Origin of the sequence: Mesorhizobium sp. LSJC285A00 (assembly GCF_000503155.1) — a bacterium.
In the GTDB taxonomy this organism is placed as follows: Bacteria; Pseudomonadota; Alphaproteobacteria; order Rhizobiales; family Rhizobiaceae; genus Mesorhizobium.
Window position 1 is genome coordinate 40,073 of the sequence record NZ_AYVK01000040.1, and the last position, 14,135, is coordinate 54,207.

Consider the following 14,135-nt stretch of genomic DNA (forward strand, 5'->3'; position numbering starts at 1 on the left):
CTAGCGGCTCAAGCCGAACCATCGACCGCATAGAACCGAAACGCGCCGGGCAGCCCGCTTGCCGCCATTTCGCCACGCTCCTCGAACCGCAGGCCGGAGCCGACCACGAGATCGCGCACCGTCCTTGATGCGATGATTTCGCCCGGCCGCGCATGGTCAAGCAGACGCGATGACAGTTCGATCGCCGCGCCTGAAAATTGATGGCCCCGCTGCTCGCACTCGCCGATATGCACCGCCGAGCGGACCTCGACACCGGATTGCCGCAAGCGATCGCGGATGGCGATCGCGCACTGGATCGACCGCGTTGGCCGCTGGAACACCGCGAGCACCTTGCCGTCCGATCGGCTGATCTCTCTGCCTTCGGCCGCGAGGAGTTCGCCACGGAGCGCTTCGGCGTGCCGCTCGGCCGGGTCGATGCCGAAAGGCGAGCCCGTCATATCGAGGGACAGCACCGACACAAGCAGCCGTTCGCCTGGGGCCGCCGGCAAGGCGCCGGTGACGAAAGCCTGGATCTCGTCGACGATCCGATCGGAATTCTCGCCCCAGATGACGTGGTCGCGGCCGGCGAACTCAATGTATCGGGCGCCCTCGATGTGCGTCGCCAGGTAACGTCCTTCTTCCCGCTTCACCCAGCCGTCGCCAGTCGTCTGCATGATCAGTGTCGGAACATGGACAGCAGGCAGAATGTCGCGAACATCGATTTCGGCTCCCCAGCGCCACAGGGCGATCGCGTCGGCGGGCGAGGCAGAATTCCTGAGATAGGCGGCGAACCATTCTGTCTCGAACGTGTCGCTCATCAGACTGGGCGCCGCGTTGCTCATATCCGCCGCCGCTCCCCATTCTTTCTCGACGATCGCCAGATCCTCTTCCACCTGCTCGCTTGTCTTCGCCCACGGATAGTCTTGTGACCACCTGCCGCGGGCGTAGGCCCCATTGAGCACGAGTGCCGCTGTGCGCTCGGGATAGGTCGCCGCGAACAGCATGCACATCGGGCCGCCCTCGGAGCTGCCGAAAAGCACCGTGCGCTTCGAGCCAACCGCATCCAGCACTGCCCGCACATCTTCCATCCGCTCTTCCAGGGTCGGCAGACCGACATTGCGGTCCGAGAGCCCGGTGCCGCGCTTGTCCATGCGGATTAGGCGCGAGAAAGTGCCGAGCCGCCGGTGCACATGCGAAAGCCGCGGCGAGCCCCAGGCGTGGTCGAGGTTGGAGACCCATCCCGGCACATGGATCAGGTCGACCGGACCGTCGCCGGTCACCTGATACGCGATGTTGATCCCGGCCGATTTGACATAGTGGGTCGGGGGGGCTGCGAGTTCGTGGCTGAAGCCGGTAGCGTCATCCGCATCAGTCGTGGGTGGCCGTGCCGGCGCCATTGTGCGGCGTGTGCGCAGCGTCTCGAACAATTGCCGCGTCTCCGGCTCCGGCTGCAGCTTGAGATCGCGTAGAAGCGCGGTGCGGCAGTGCTCATATTGCTTCAGCGCGAGATTGGTCCTGCCTTGCGCCGCATAGGCGCGCATCAGGGCACGGTGGACATCCTCCCTCAACGGGTCCATGGCCAGCAGGCGCGCCGCCGCGCGCACGCATGCGGCAGGATCGTTCGTCGCGGCATAATGCGCGACGAGCCTGTCGAGCGCCGCGACGGCCAGTGCCCGCAGCCGCTCGCGTTCGATCCTCAGCCAGTCCTCGAATGGCTCCTCCTTCAGGCCGAAGCCGTCGAGCAGGTCGCCGCGGTAGACATTGAGCGCCAGTTCGAGGTCTTCGGGTGCCGGGCTGGCGACCAGCGCCTCGAACCGCGCGACGTCGAAATCAAGGCCGTCGAGATGCAGAGCGACGCTGTTGCCATCGGTGAGGAAGCGGCCGCCGCCGCACGTCTGCATGGCCTTCCTGACAGACGATACCGCTTGCCGCAGGCTCATTCGCGCCTGCGCCTCGCTGTTGATGCCCCAGAGCAGGGTCGCCAGCTTCTCGCGCGACTGCGAATGCCCCGACTGCAGCGCGAGATAGGCGACCATCGCACGCGCCTTGCGGCTGATGGCTGGAACCGTGGCCCCGACGCCAGCAAAGTCGAAACCACCCAGCAGGTGAAGATAAGGTCCGGTCATCGGATCCGCCACGGTCACAGCGCGACGACGATCCGCTCAAGCTCGGTCCATTTCAACACTTATTCCGCCGCCGAGGCGCTTTTCACGATTCCATCACGCAGGTTCCCACGCGTTGCTCACGGCGCTTGAGGAGATTGTTCGCACTGGATCTCTTTTCGCAGGAGGATACCGTGCATCACCCTGGCCCGACCGAGTGGCCCATCTGGCATGACGACCCCGGGCGCGACCGGCAGGAGCTTGGCGCACCATCGCGTCACGATATTGCGCTGGCCCGCTATCTCGAAACACAACAGGCCCATCGGGCATTGGCGGCTCGCAGACTCGATCCGGCGGCGGTCGTGGCCTCTGCACTGGCAGCGTTCGTCCGCTGCCTTTTCCGTGCAGCGCTGCGCCGAATTGTCCGCTGGCCAACCGATGCCGCGACAGGGATGGACGATTTCGGCTTGACGTTGTCCAAGGCTCATGCGGAATTTAGCAAGACCCTTTGGGGCCGCTGAGTGCAGCGCCCTTGGTCGACGATCTCATCCCCAACCGCCGCCGCCGCCGCCAGCCCCACCGCCGCCTCCGCTGCCGCCGAGAGAAGGAATCACGGGCGGCTTTTGCGGGATCTCCTCGGCCGGCTTGACCACTTTGCCGGTGGCCGCCTTCTTGTATCTGACCACCTTTGGCTGGGGTGCTGCGCGAACCACCTTGCGATGTTTCACCGGCGGTGCCGGCTCAAACATCGGCGACACCGAGGTGCAGCCCACGAGCCCGGCCAGAACGCCGGATAGAATTATCCCGATGAATGCCTGCCCGAATGTCTGCTTGAATGCCTTGCCCACCATGGCCTCCTTATTGTTCAGAACAAATCCCGACGAGGATTGGCTTCTTCCCAAACCCCCCGGGCCGCATTGACCAGTTGCGTGTCCAGCGAACCGGATGGGGGGATCTTCGACTTGAGCTCCTGACGCAGGGCGTCCAAAGCTGCCGTTTTCGGCTTGGTGCCGAACTGCGCCAGGCCCTTTTTGGCGTCCGGCAGCTCCTTGCGCAGATCGAGCGCGACGGCGAATGCCAGGAAGCGCACCGCGACAGCCTGATCGGCCTTGTCGCCTTTCGCCATTTCAAGCGCCGCGCGATCATAGGCGCTCGACGGATCGCCGCGCGTGGTCGCCAGTTCGAACAGCCTTTGCGCTTCCGCCGGGTCCTGACGCACACCGGCGCCATCCCTGTACATGCGGGCGAGGCTGCCCGGAGCGTAGGGCTGGCCAAGATCGGTGGCCTGCTGGAACAGCGCCTGCGCCGTCTTCGGATCCTTGTCGATGCCCTGGCCGGCGAGGTAATTGCGGCCGAGCAGGTTCATCGAATACATGTCCTGGCGCTGCACCCCCGCTTGCAGGAAGGCGACGGCGCGGGCCGGATCGGCAGGCACGCCGTTGCGGCCCTCGGTGAAGATGGCGGCAAGATCGTTCATGGCATAAGTGTGCCCCATGGCCGCCGCCTTGAGCAGCAGGTCGAGGCCCTTGGCCGTATCGCGGTTGACGCCATAGCCATTGAACAGCGCGCGTCCCCACGAGGTCATGCCGTAAGGATCGCCCTTGTCTGCGGCAGCCTTGTAGAGAGCGTTGGCCTGGGTGCGGTCTATGGTCGTTCCGGTTCCGGTTGCGTTGAGATAGCCGAGTTCGAAGACGGCGCGCACATGGCCTTTCTTGGCGGCGTCCTCGATGGCTGTCCTGGCCTCTCTAACCTGGCCTGCCGCAAGCAGGGCGCGGCCGAGCTCGTAGTGGAAGCGGGCGACGTCTGGATAGGTTTTCACGGCCGCCTCGCAGGCTGCCACCGCACCGGCGCCGATCTCGTTCGGCAGCAGACCGGGCACCACCCCTTGCAGGTCGAGAGGCTCGCCGGCGGCGGTATCGCAGGCATCGACCGTCGGCGACAGCTTCATTGTCGCGGGCTTAGCCGAGCTGCTGTCGGCCCGGATTTCGAAGCCGACCTCGACCGGCGCGCCGGCGCCGATCTGCGGCTCGTAACGGAGATGGTCGACTTCACCGGCCAGAAGGCTGGATTGCGGCGACAAGGTTCGATCAGGCAATGACAGCGTTCCCGTTGCCGGATACCCCGAGACCTTCAGGCTGACCGCCGGATCGTCGGTGGGGAAATCCAGATTGAGCGCGACCGGGCCGACGCCGACGGGAATATCAAGCTTGCGGTTCTCGATTGCTTCGGCGGCACCGGTGATGTGGATGCCGCGCTCCAGCACCTGCTGCTTCTGCTCGGCCTCAAGCGAAGCCATGATCTGCTGGCCCGCTGCACCTTCGCCGCTCTTGACGCGGAACACCAATATGCCCTGGCTTCCGCCGCCCCAATTGTCATGCGTGGCATAGGCCAGCATATCCACCTCGTCCTGCGTGGCGGCCCCTTTGGGGATATCCATCTGCAGGCGTGGCAGGTCCTTGCCGGCGATCGGTTCGCCCACCGCGACGTCTTTGCCGTCCAGCATCAGGCGGCCCATTGCGGGCGGCCTTTCGATGCTGACGGTAATAGCGCCGCCATCGACATCGACCGGCTCCGGCAGGCCGAGAGTGACAGGACCGACCCCCGACAGCACTACCTTCTCCAGCACTGGCGGCAGCGAAGGCCGATTGTTGCGGCGCACCAGCACCACGTCGTCGATCAGCGAGGAATTTTCCCAGGGCACCTGCATGCCGTTGGTGGCTTGCACGACATCGCGGCGCACCGCCGACATGACCGCGCGGATCTCCTGGTTCGGCGCCAGCGCGCGCCGCGAAAACGCCGATGAAAACGGGCTCAGGTCGCCGCTGCCGTCATAGGCGACCGCACCTGGTTCGGTGGCGAAGGCAATCAGCGTGTTGAGCGAGCTTCGCACCTGCGCCAGCCCGGTATTGCCGGCGGTGACAAGCTGGTCGCGCAGCCAGTAATTGTTGCGCGGGAAGGGGTTGTTGCGGCAGGCATCGAGGATGATCACCTGGATCTTCGACTTCGAGCGCAACTGCTCCAGCACGTCGTTGAGCTTGATGGCCTGGACCTCGATATCGGCCGCCTTCTTCAACGAGGCGTCGACCGGTATCAGGAAATTCTCGCCACCGATCTGAAAGCCGTGCCCGGAATAGTAGACGACGGCGAGATCGGCGCCGTCGGCGGCGGCCAGATAGTCCCGGAACTGGCCTTCGAACTGCTGCTTGGTGAGATTCTCGGCGACGAAAACCTCGAAGCCCGCCAGCCGGAACGCGGCCGATACGTCCTGGGCATCCTTGGCCGGGTTCTTCAGCGCCGGAATGTTGCGGTATTCGGAATTGCCGATGACAAGCGCGACCCTTCGATCGGCGCAGGCCTCGAAGCTTGTGAGGCCGGCAAGGATGAAGGCCGCGATGAATCCGCAAAGTCGGAGCATGACAAAACTCCTGGTCGCCGCCTGACGCCGACGAGAACACCGCTTGCGGCATCAAGGTCCGTTGAGAGTATGCAACCTGCCACAGCATAAAGTGAAAGGCCCGTCACCGCCAGACCATGGCAGGCGATTTCTTTCGGCGTCGACCGACCGCAGAGTGCAAGTAGCACGCGCTTCACGAGCAGGTATGTGACAAGTCTCACAGTTCGCTGTTTTGGGGGAATGCCTGGTGCCGGCGGCTGCGCGCCTATTCCTTGAAGAGCAATTCCTTGTCGTTCGAATATTTCACCAGCAGCGGAATGCTGGCGCCGCCGATGACGGGGCCGAGATGGCCAAACGTCCCCTCGATGACGGAGAACGGCTCGGGGCGATCGACAAGGATCCGTGCCAGCTTTCTGCGCATGGCCTTGGCGATCTCCTTGCGCACGCCATTCGGTATGGCGCCATCGATCACCACATTGTCGATGTCGAGCAAGGCAACGGCACTGCGGGTGGCATAGGCAAGCCCGTCCGAAACCTCATCGATCCACGCGGTGAGCGGCTCTCCAAGGTCGCCCCAGTCGTCGGGCGACGACCAGATGCGGCCGGCGCCCTCGTCCCCATTGTCCTGGTCGTTGAGCTTGCCGGCCAGCGAATGCAGCGAAGCGACGCGCAGCAACGGGGTCATCCGGTCGCCCTTGCGCCCCGGCGCGGGCACCGGCATGTCGCCCAGCGCCCCGGCCAGCTTGTTGCGGCCGGGGAACAAGTGATGATCGAGCACCAGGCCGCCGCCGATGAAGTGCCCGACATAGGCATAGAGAAAGTCGGCGCGCGATCCGCCGGCGCCAAACATCAGTTCGGCCGCGGCCGACACCGTGGCGTCGTTGTAGAGGAACACCGGCCAGTCGAACGCCCGGTCCAGTTCGGCGCGAATGTCGATTTCCCTCCAGGCATCCAGCCTGCTCGCCGGCACCGCGCCCTCTTCGCTCAGGTTCCACTGATGGAATGGCGAGGCGATGCCAAGACCCGCGATGCGGTCTTGCTCTATCGATCTGTGCTTGCGGCACATGCGCGCGATGGCGCCCTTGGCGAATTTCATCACCTCGACGGGCGTCGGATAGTCGAACAGTGTGCGTTCGAACGCCATCACGTCGCCGACGAAATTGACCAGGGCGACATCGGCGCTGCGATGGTCGACCTTGAGGCCGAAGGCGTACGCGGCTTTCGGGTTCAACGCATAGGGAACCGAGGGTTGCCCCAGCCGTCCGCGCAAAGGCTCCAGGCGCAGCAGCAGCTTGTTGTCGGCGGCGCGGTTGACGATGGTGGTGATGGTTTGCGCGGCCAGCCCGGTCAGCCGCGTCAAATCGGTCTTTGCCAGCTGGCCGTGCCGGCGGATCAGCGAGACGATCAGGCGTTCGTTGTAGACGCGGCTCTCGGCCTGCGTGGTTCCGCCGCTGCGGCCCTCGGCGATCTTTTCGAGACTGAAGAAGCTGGTGCCGGTCACGCTTTCCCCTGCGCAAGGAGGTTGGCCGCAAGGCGAGCCGATCAAAGCGCTGACGTAGCAATGCGGGCCTGGCAAGGCAACATTTAAATCCACCCGATGGAAAAATGTAGTTGACGCCGGCCGGCCCGCTGTCGTTCAAAGTATGCAGGCCTGGAGGAGCAATGCCGTGACGCAGACCCGGACCATCATGTGCTTTGGCGATTCCAATACCTATGGCGCCATTCCCACCCTGGCCCGGGTCGGACGGCACCGCTTCACGCCCGACCGGCGCTGGCCGGGCATCATGCGCCGCCAGCTCGGCAGCGGATGGGATGTGATCGAAGAAGGGCAGGGCGGGCGCACCACCGTGCACGACGATCCGATCGAAGGTCTCCACAAGAACGGGCTCAAATCGCTCCCGGTGTGCCTGGAAACGCATATGCCGCTCGACCTCGTCATCCTTATGCTCGGCACCAACGATCTCAAGCATAGGTTCTCGGTAACGCCGAATGATGTCGCTGATTCTATTGAGATCTTGGCCAGAATTGTGCTGCGCAGCGAAGCTGGCCCCGCAGGCGTGGCGCCCGCGGTCCTGATTGTTGCGCCGCCGCCGATGCTGGAGGTCGACTGGTTCGGCCAGATGTTCCTGGGCGGCGCTTCAAAGTCGATGCACTTTGCCGGCTTGTTCCGTGATGCCGCCCGGCGCGCCGGCGCCGCGTTCTTCAACGCCGGCGATGTCGTCGAGTCGAGCGCGGTAGACGGCATTCACCTCGACAGCGACGCGCATCGCGTGCTCGGCACGGAATTGGCCAAAGTCGTCCAGTCGCTGATCGGCAAGGCGTGATCGCGTGGGCGAGTCACCCGACTATCTCTGATTAATTAATTCCACTGGAAAAAGTTTTGACTTGCGAGCGGGAAGGTGGGTATCTGGGGAGACTGGGAAGAGTAGCGACCGCGAGGCTTGCGATGCGCGGCAACAATCAACGACAGGGAGGAAGTGAAATGCGATCTGACAGGAACATGATGCTGGCGACGCTGCTCGGCGTTGCCGGTGTGCTCGCGGGCGGTACCATTCTGGCAGGCGCGCAGGACGGCCCGGCCGGGCTCACCAAGCCGGCGGTATTTGCGCCGTTCGATCCGAAGGCGCCGGCCTGCAGCCCACCGCCCGGCCTGAACAAGGTGCTGGCCTTCGCGCAGGATAACGAGCGTGAATTCATGCAGGGCGTCGACCGCGGCCTGGCCGCCGCCGCCAAGGATCGCGGGCTGGGATATCGCCGCGCGCTTGCCAACAATGACGCCGCCAAGGGGGTCGAGCAGGTGCAATTGTTTCTCGCCTCCAAGATCGGCGGTCTGGTGGCGGCGCCTGTGGACCCGGCCTCCATGAGCCGCAGCCTGCAGGAGCTTATCTGGTCGGGCGCCTATGTCGGCACCATCGTGCCGCCGCCAGCCACGTCGCTGCTCAATGCGCCGCAATACGAGACCGGCAAGGTGCTGGCCGAAGCGGCCGCAGCCTACATAAAGGACAAGCTCGGCGGCAAGGCCAATGTCGTCATCCTGTCCCATGACAGCATGGAATTCCTGGCGCCGCGCTTTGCCGCCATGCGCGACATCTTCAAGGCCATGCCTGATGTCACCATCGTCGCCGACATCTCACCCAATCCCGTCAACAAGGAAGGCGGCTTTGCCACGATGAGCACCATTCTCCAGGCCCATCCCGACGTCGATGTCGTGCTCGGCGCCGACACGGTCGTGCTCGGCGCGCTGGCTGCCCTGGAAGCGGCGGGCAAGGCGCGGCCGGACCAGTTCCTTGGCGGCATCGACGGCGAACCGGAGGCAGTCGCCGCGATCAAGAAAGGCGGCGGTCCCTACAAGGCAAGCATCCAGCCTGGCGTCGCCAGTCTTCGCTTATGCCATGGGCCAGCACGCGGCCGACTGGCTGGAGGGCAAGAGCATCCCGCAGGCGATGGATATCCTGCCCGTGGCGCTGACCAGCGACTACATGGCCCAGTACGAGGCCGATGTCGCCGACCCGGCCGCGGTCTACAAGGACCGAAGCGCCGCGACATCTATCTCAGGATGTACGGCAACATTTGCTACGATACGCGCGACCAGTATGTGAATTTCCCCTGGTCATCCGAGGCAAAGTAGCGCCTGTTTTTCCCGCGCGATACGGGCGGTTCAGCCTGACCTGAAACCGCCCGCTTCAGTGAGAGGCAAGCATGAGCACAGACAGCCTTCGAACGGGGACGACACCGCTGCAAACGGGCCGGTTTTCATCCTTGCTGCCGGGCGTCAAGGCGCCGGGCGAAGCGTCTGGCCGCATCGGGCTGGCGCTGGTCGCGCTGGGCTTGATCATCGCCTTCTCGCTGTTGAACAAATCGTTCTTCAGCCTCGACAATTTCGTCGTCATCGGCGTCAACTCGACCTCGATCCTGATCGCCGTGCTCGGCACCTCCGCGCTGCTGATCGCCGGCTATGTCGACCTCTCCATCGGCAGCATGGTCGCCTTGATCGGCATCATCACTGCCAAGGTTGCGGTGGCGACGCAGAGCGCGCCGCTGGCAATCTGCGTCGGCCTGGGTCTCGGCCTTTTGCTCGGTCTGCTCAACGGTCTGCTGGTGCGCAGGCTGAGCATCTCGCCGTTGATCGTCACGCTGGCGATGCTGGCGCTCTATGGCGGCCTTGCCTTCGTCGTCTCCAGCACCGCGGTCTATGGTTTTCCCGAGGCTCTGCTCGAATTGGGGCGGGGCAAGATCTTCGGCATCCAGTACACCGTGATCATCGCCGCATCTGTCTTTGTCATCGGAGCCTTTATCTTGACCAGCACGGTCACCGGCTTGAGGCTCTACGCCATAGGCGGCGACCCGCGCGCAGCCGAACTCTGCGGCATTCCGGTGGGGCGCACGGTGGTTGGCCTCTACGCCGCCAATGGCTTGCTGATCGGCCTGGTCTCGGTTCTGATCGCCGGTCGTCTCGGCAGCATCACGCCGACCATCGGCGTTCGCTTCGAGCTCGACGTGCTCACCGCCGCGATCCTTGGCGGCGTCGCTTTTTCCGGCGGCTCCGGCCGGCCGCTCGGCATCGCCATCGGCGTTGCCACCATCGGCATCCTCAATGCAGGACTGATCTTCGTCGGCCTGCAATCATGGTGGCAATCCATTTCGGTGGGAAGCATGCTGTTGCTGGCGTTGGTGGCCGACCAGGCTGCGATCGGTTTTCGCGGCCGGCGCGCTCGGGCCGCCGCGACCAACTTCACGGTGGCGGACAATGGTGCCGTCGCCTCGGCCGGCCCTGCCGTGACGGAGGGCAATGGAGAGGCCCCGCAAGGTCCGGCATTCTCGATTGCCGGCGCCCGCAAATCCTACGGCGCGCTGACGGCATTGGAAGAGGCGAGTTTCACGGTCGGCAAAGGCGAGATCGTCTGTCTGCTCGGCGACAATGGCGCCGGCAAGTCGACGCTGGTGAAGATTATTTCGGGCGCCATCCAGCCCGATGCCGGCGCGATGACCCTCGAGGGCCAGCCGATTTCCTTCAGGAGCCCGCAGGATGCACGCGGCGCCGGCCTGGAGACCGTCTATCAGGATTTGGCGCTCTGCCCGAACCTCAGCGTCGCCCACAATATGATCCTCGGGCGTGAGGAAACGCGGCGTTGGCTCGGTGTCTTCCCGGTTCGCGACGACCGAAAGGCCGCCGAGCAGTGTCGTGCCCGGCTTGCCGCGCTGGGCGTCACGCTTCGCGACGAAAACGTTCTGGTGCGCTCGCTGTCGGGCGGCCAGCGGCAGTCCATCGCCATTGCCCGCGCGCTTGCCGATCACGTCAAGCTGATCTGCCTCGACGAGCCTACCGCCGCGCTCGGCGTCAAGCAGACCGCGCAGGTCGTCAAGCTGATCCGTTCGATCGCCGCCAGCGGCACCGGCGTCATCCTGGTCACGCACGACCTGTCGACGGTCAGGGCGCTGGCCGACAGGATCGTCGTGCTCAGCCTCGGCAGGGTGGCTTACGACGGCTCGGCCAAACAGCTGACCGCCGATCAGCTCTGGGGCCTGATGGCAAGCGGGACGCTGGCGCCGGCCGCTGGGTAGGAATGCCGATCGCAGGATCTAAAGCTCGAGGCAGACCTTGCCGAAATGCCTTTGCGCTTCGTAGTGCCTGAAGGCGGCGGCGATATCCTGCAGTGGAAAGCTGCTGTCGATGACAGGCTTCAGGCGGTTGACCTCTATCGCACGGATCATGTCCTGCTGGTCGGCTTTGCTGCCGATGGAAATTCCGCTGATGCGGATCTGGTTTGAAAACAGCGCCGGGATTGAAACTTCTGCTGCAAAGCCGGTCAGGACGCCGATGAGTGCGATATGCCCGCCTGTCCGGCAGGCCGCTATCGACTGCGCCAGCGTCGCCGGTCCGCCGACCTCGATCACATGATCGACGCCGCGTCCGTCCGTCAGTTCCCTGGCCCTGCCGCCCCACTGCGGCACCGCCTTGTAGTTGATGACGCTGTCGGCCCCGAGTCGTCTGAGCTTCTCCAGCTTCCCTTCATCGGACGAGGTGGCGATGACCCTTGCGCCGGCGGCCTTGGCAAATTGCAGCGCAAACAATGACACGCTGCCGGTGCCAAGGATCAGCACCGTGTCGCCGGGCTTTACCTTGCCGCATGTCACCAGCCCGCGCCAGGCGGTGACGCCCGTGCAGGTCAGCGTTGCCGCCTCGAGATGCGTATAGCCCGCCGGCGCCCTGGTGAATGCGTGCGCCGGCATGCACACATACTCGCTGGCGAAGCCGTCGAAACTGTCTCCGGGAATGTCGCGGCTTGTATCGGATCTCATGTCGCCGGCCAGCCACCAGGGGTAGAAAACACTGACGACGCTGTCGCCCGGCTTGAACGTGTCGACGCCGTCACCGATCGCGATCACCTCGCCGGCGCCATCCGACAGCGGCACGCGGCCTTCGGCGAGCGGCACCTTGCCTTGTACGGCGAAATCGTCGCGCATGTTCAGCGCGCAGGCGCGAATCCTGACCAGCATTTCTCCCGGCCCAGGCCGGGGCTGATCCACCTCGACCAGGTCGAGCTTGTCCAACCCGCCCGGCGCTCTCAGCCTGACCAGCTTCATAGTCTCTCTCCGACGTAAAGAGCGTTAGCATGGCGGCGGCGGTCCAGCCTATCGCCGGACCGGCCGGCCGGAAATCACGCGCAGCCAAGGCGCCAGATGGACGGCGCTCATCAAGAGATACATCAGCGGCATGCCGGTGAGCGGGGAGGCATCGGCCCCCAGGCACGACATGACGCCGTCGCCAGCGTGAATGCAGGTAAGCAGCGCCATCACGGCGAAAACAGGGGCCGCGGCGAGGCACAGCCAGTCGGCGGTGCGGAGAGAAACTGCATCGGAGCGTTTAGGGACCTCACTGTCGGTCCCTGTGCCGATATCGCTCATGGTCGTAATCCCTTGATGATCAATGCCCGGGTTTCCTGTCCCGTGAGGGACAGGAAACCAAGCTGGATGGGCGCCGCTCCAGGTCCTTACTTGCCGTCCTTGTTGCGGAACGCGGCTTCGCTGGCCGCCGACACTTCCTCCCACGTCTTGTCGGGTGCGGCGTCGTAATTGTCGTGCCAGTTCCACCAGCTGTAGAGCTCGGTCTGCGGATAGCCTTCGGGCGAATCCTCCCAGATTTCCTGGCGGCCGAGCGGCGTTGCGTCGAGGTAGCTCCAGACCGTGCCCATCTGCTCGTCGCCGCGGTTGTTGATGAAGTAGGTGCGATACACTTTCTTGCCGTCCTGGATGAACACGTTGTGGCCGTGCCATTCGTCGACGCCGAAATCCTTGTCGAAACTGTCGGTGATTGTGTACCAGGGCATCTCCCAACCCATCCGCTGCTTCAAGCTGGCAATGTCGGCCTGCGGCGCGCGGGAGGCATAGGCAAGCGTGGTGTTGCGGGCGTTGAGATGGGCGAGATGGCCGACCTGGTCGGCGCCGAGCGAACAGCCGCGGCAGGCATGTTCGGGCCAGCCGTGGACGCCGGGTTCGTAGAAGGCGCGGTAGACGATCAACTGGCGCCGGCCCTCGAACAAATCGAGCAGGCTCGCTTTGCCGTTGGGACCTTCAAACACATAGGCCTTGTCTACTTCCATCCATGGCATGCGCCGGCGCTCGGCCGACAGCGCGTCCCTGGCGCGCATCGTTGCCTTTTCCTTCACCAGCATCTTTTCGCGCTCGGCTTCCCATTCTTGCCTTGAAACGACCGGTGGGGTCTTCATTGCCACGTGCTTGGTCATTGCTTGTTTCCTTTGCCAGTTGTTGAGCCGTTGTGGCTTGTCGTTGCCTGTTGATCGTGAGGCAGGCTAGGGCCGCGAGGCGGCGAGGGCGGAGTTACAAATGTGACGGCATTTGCAGGCGGGCCACCGCAGCAGGGGTGGCGAGGCCGCACGGTGGGCTCGAAGTTCTCGGAAGCAGGCATGGTCGGTTTTTCCTTATTGAGAAGCTTAACGCGACTGTCTGAGATGCTCAGGCTAGCGAATGCGAATATTGCCGTCAACGCAGGCCTGGGCGTCTTCAACCAGTCCAGATGGCTAGGTCGCCGTCCGCGGCTTGCTGCTTGGCGGTGGTGACTTAAGTTAGGGCCGATAAGGGGAGCGGTGGGAGTTACAAATGTGACGGGATTTGCATGGACTCGCTGATCACCGCGGCAGGGCTGGCGCTGGCGGCGGGCAATCCGCTGGCGGCACTCGACCGCGTCGCCTTGCGCGAGGATGCCCCGGCGCTGGCGTTGCGCGGCATTGCCATGGCGCAGCTCGGCGATTTCGATCGCGCCAAAGTACTGTTGCGTAGGGCCGGCCGTGCCTTCGGTCCAAAGGAGGCGGTGGCGCGCGCCAGGTGCGTTGTCGCCGAAGCCGAGATCGCACTTGTTTCGCGTGATCTCGGCTGGCCGTCCAAGGCGCTCGACGCGGCGCGGTCGACATTGGAAAAGCATGGCGACCGGCTGAACGCGGCGCATGCCGGGCATCTCAAAGTGCGCCGCCTGCTGCTGATCGGCCGCCTCGACGAGGCTGAAGACGTGCTGGCTGGGCTCGATCCGTCGCCGCTTCCGCCGGCCTCACGCGCCGCGCATGAACTCGCGGTTGCCGGCATCGCCATGCGGCGCCTGAAGACGAAGGCCGCGCGCGCAGCCCTTGAGTGGGCGCGCCATGCCG

Annotated in this window: 11 protein-coding genes and 1 pseudogene; 5 read left to right on the forward strand and 7 right to left on the reverse strand. The window is 64.5% G+C overall.

The window, feature by feature from the left end:
• Positions 1-8: 8 nt before the first annotated feature.
• The gene (locus X726_RS1000000169715; RefSeq protein ID WP_031195131.1) at positions 9-2,105 is read right to left on the reverse strand and encodes an alpha/beta fold hydrolase; all 2,097 of its coding nucleotides are present in this window, start codon (positions 2,103-2,105) and stop codon (positions 9-11) included.
• A 134-nt stretch (positions 2,106-2,239) separates the two neighbouring features.
• Here X726_RS1000000169715 and X726_RS143330 point away from each other — a divergent pair, with 134 nt between their 5' ends.
• A complete protein-coding gene (locus X726_RS143330; protein WP_023672522.1) occupies positions 2,240-2,602 on the forward strand; it encodes a hypothetical protein in 363 nt (120 codons plus the stop codon).
• A 24-nt stretch (positions 2,603-2,626) separates the two neighbouring features.
• On the opposite strand, the gene X726_RS143325 is transcribed toward X726_RS143330, so the two are convergent.
• The 3 genes from X726_RS143325 to X726_RS143315 form a co-directional block, all read right to left on the reverse strand.
• On the reverse strand, positions 2,627-2,932 hold the full coding sequence (locus X726_RS143325) for a hypothetical protein (protein WP_023672523.1): 306 nt from the start codon (positions 2,930-2,932) through the stop codon (positions 2,627-2,629).
• Between the two features lie 14 nt (positions 2,933-2,946).
• Entirely contained in the window at positions 2,947-5,496 is a 2,550-nt protein-coding gene (locus X726_RS143320; protein ID WP_023672524.1) for a caspase family protein, read from the reverse strand.
• Positions 5,497-5,740: 244 nt separating this feature from the next.
• Positions 5,741-6,976 carry an ROK family protein gene (locus X726_RS143315; protein WP_023672525.1) on the reverse strand — a complete coding sequence of 412 codons (1,236 nt, stop codon included), beginning with the start codon at positions 6,974-6,976 and terminating at the stop codon, positions 5,741-5,743.
• A gap of 166 nt (positions 6,977-7,142) precedes the next feature.
• On the opposite strand from X726_RS143315, the gene X726_RS143310 reads away from it, so the two are divergent.
• The 3 genes from X726_RS143310 (at position 7,143) to X726_RS1000000168260 (ending at position 11,037) form a co-directional block, all read left to right on the forward strand.
• Complete coding sequence (locus X726_RS143310) at positions 7,143-7,799, forward strand: SGNH/GDSL hydrolase family protein (RefSeq protein WP_023715137.1); 657 nt, start codon at positions 7,143-7,145, stop codon at positions 7,797-7,799.
• 158 nt (positions 7,800-7,957) lie between these two features.
• Positions 7,958-9,103, forward strand: a complete 1,146-nt coding sequence (locus X726_RS06250; protein WP_245272161.1) for a sugar ABC transporter substrate-binding protein — start codon at positions 7,958-7,960, stop codon at positions 9,101-9,103.
• 71 nt (positions 9,104-9,174) lie between these two features.
• Positions 9,175-11,037 (forward strand): ATP-binding cassette domain-containing protein, encoded by a 1,863-nt coding sequence (locus tag X726_RS1000000168260; RefSeq protein WP_081726142.1) that lies wholly within the window; start codon positions 9,175-9,177, stop codon positions 11,035-11,037.
• A gap of 18 nt (positions 11,038-11,055) precedes the next feature.
• On the opposite strand, the gene X726_RS143305 is transcribed toward X726_RS1000000168260, so the two are convergent.
• From X726_RS143305 to X726_RS143295, 3 genes are all read right to left on the reverse strand, one after another.
• Complete coding sequence (locus tag X726_RS143305; protein WP_023672529.1) at positions 11,056-12,060, reverse strand: NAD(P)-dependent alcohol dehydrogenase; 1,005 nt, start codon at positions 12,058-12,060, stop codon at positions 11,056-11,058.
• A 48-nt stretch (positions 12,061-12,108) separates the two neighbouring features.
• Entirely contained in the window at positions 12,109-12,381 is a 273-nt protein-coding gene (locus tag X726_RS143300) for a hypothetical protein (protein ID WP_023672530.1), read from the reverse strand.
• Between the two features lie 86 nt (positions 12,382-12,467).
• On the reverse strand, positions 12,468-13,220 hold the full coding sequence (locus tag X726_RS143295) for a thioredoxin family protein (protein ID WP_023672531.1): 753 nt from the start codon (positions 13,218-13,220) through the stop codon (positions 12,468-12,470).
• 389 nt (positions 13,221-13,609) lie between these two features.
• Here X726_RS143295 and X726_RS143290 point away from each other — a divergent pair.
• A pseudogene (locus X726_RS143290) lies at positions 13,610-14,135 on the forward strand (helix-turn-helix domain-containing protein); the annotation flags it as partial.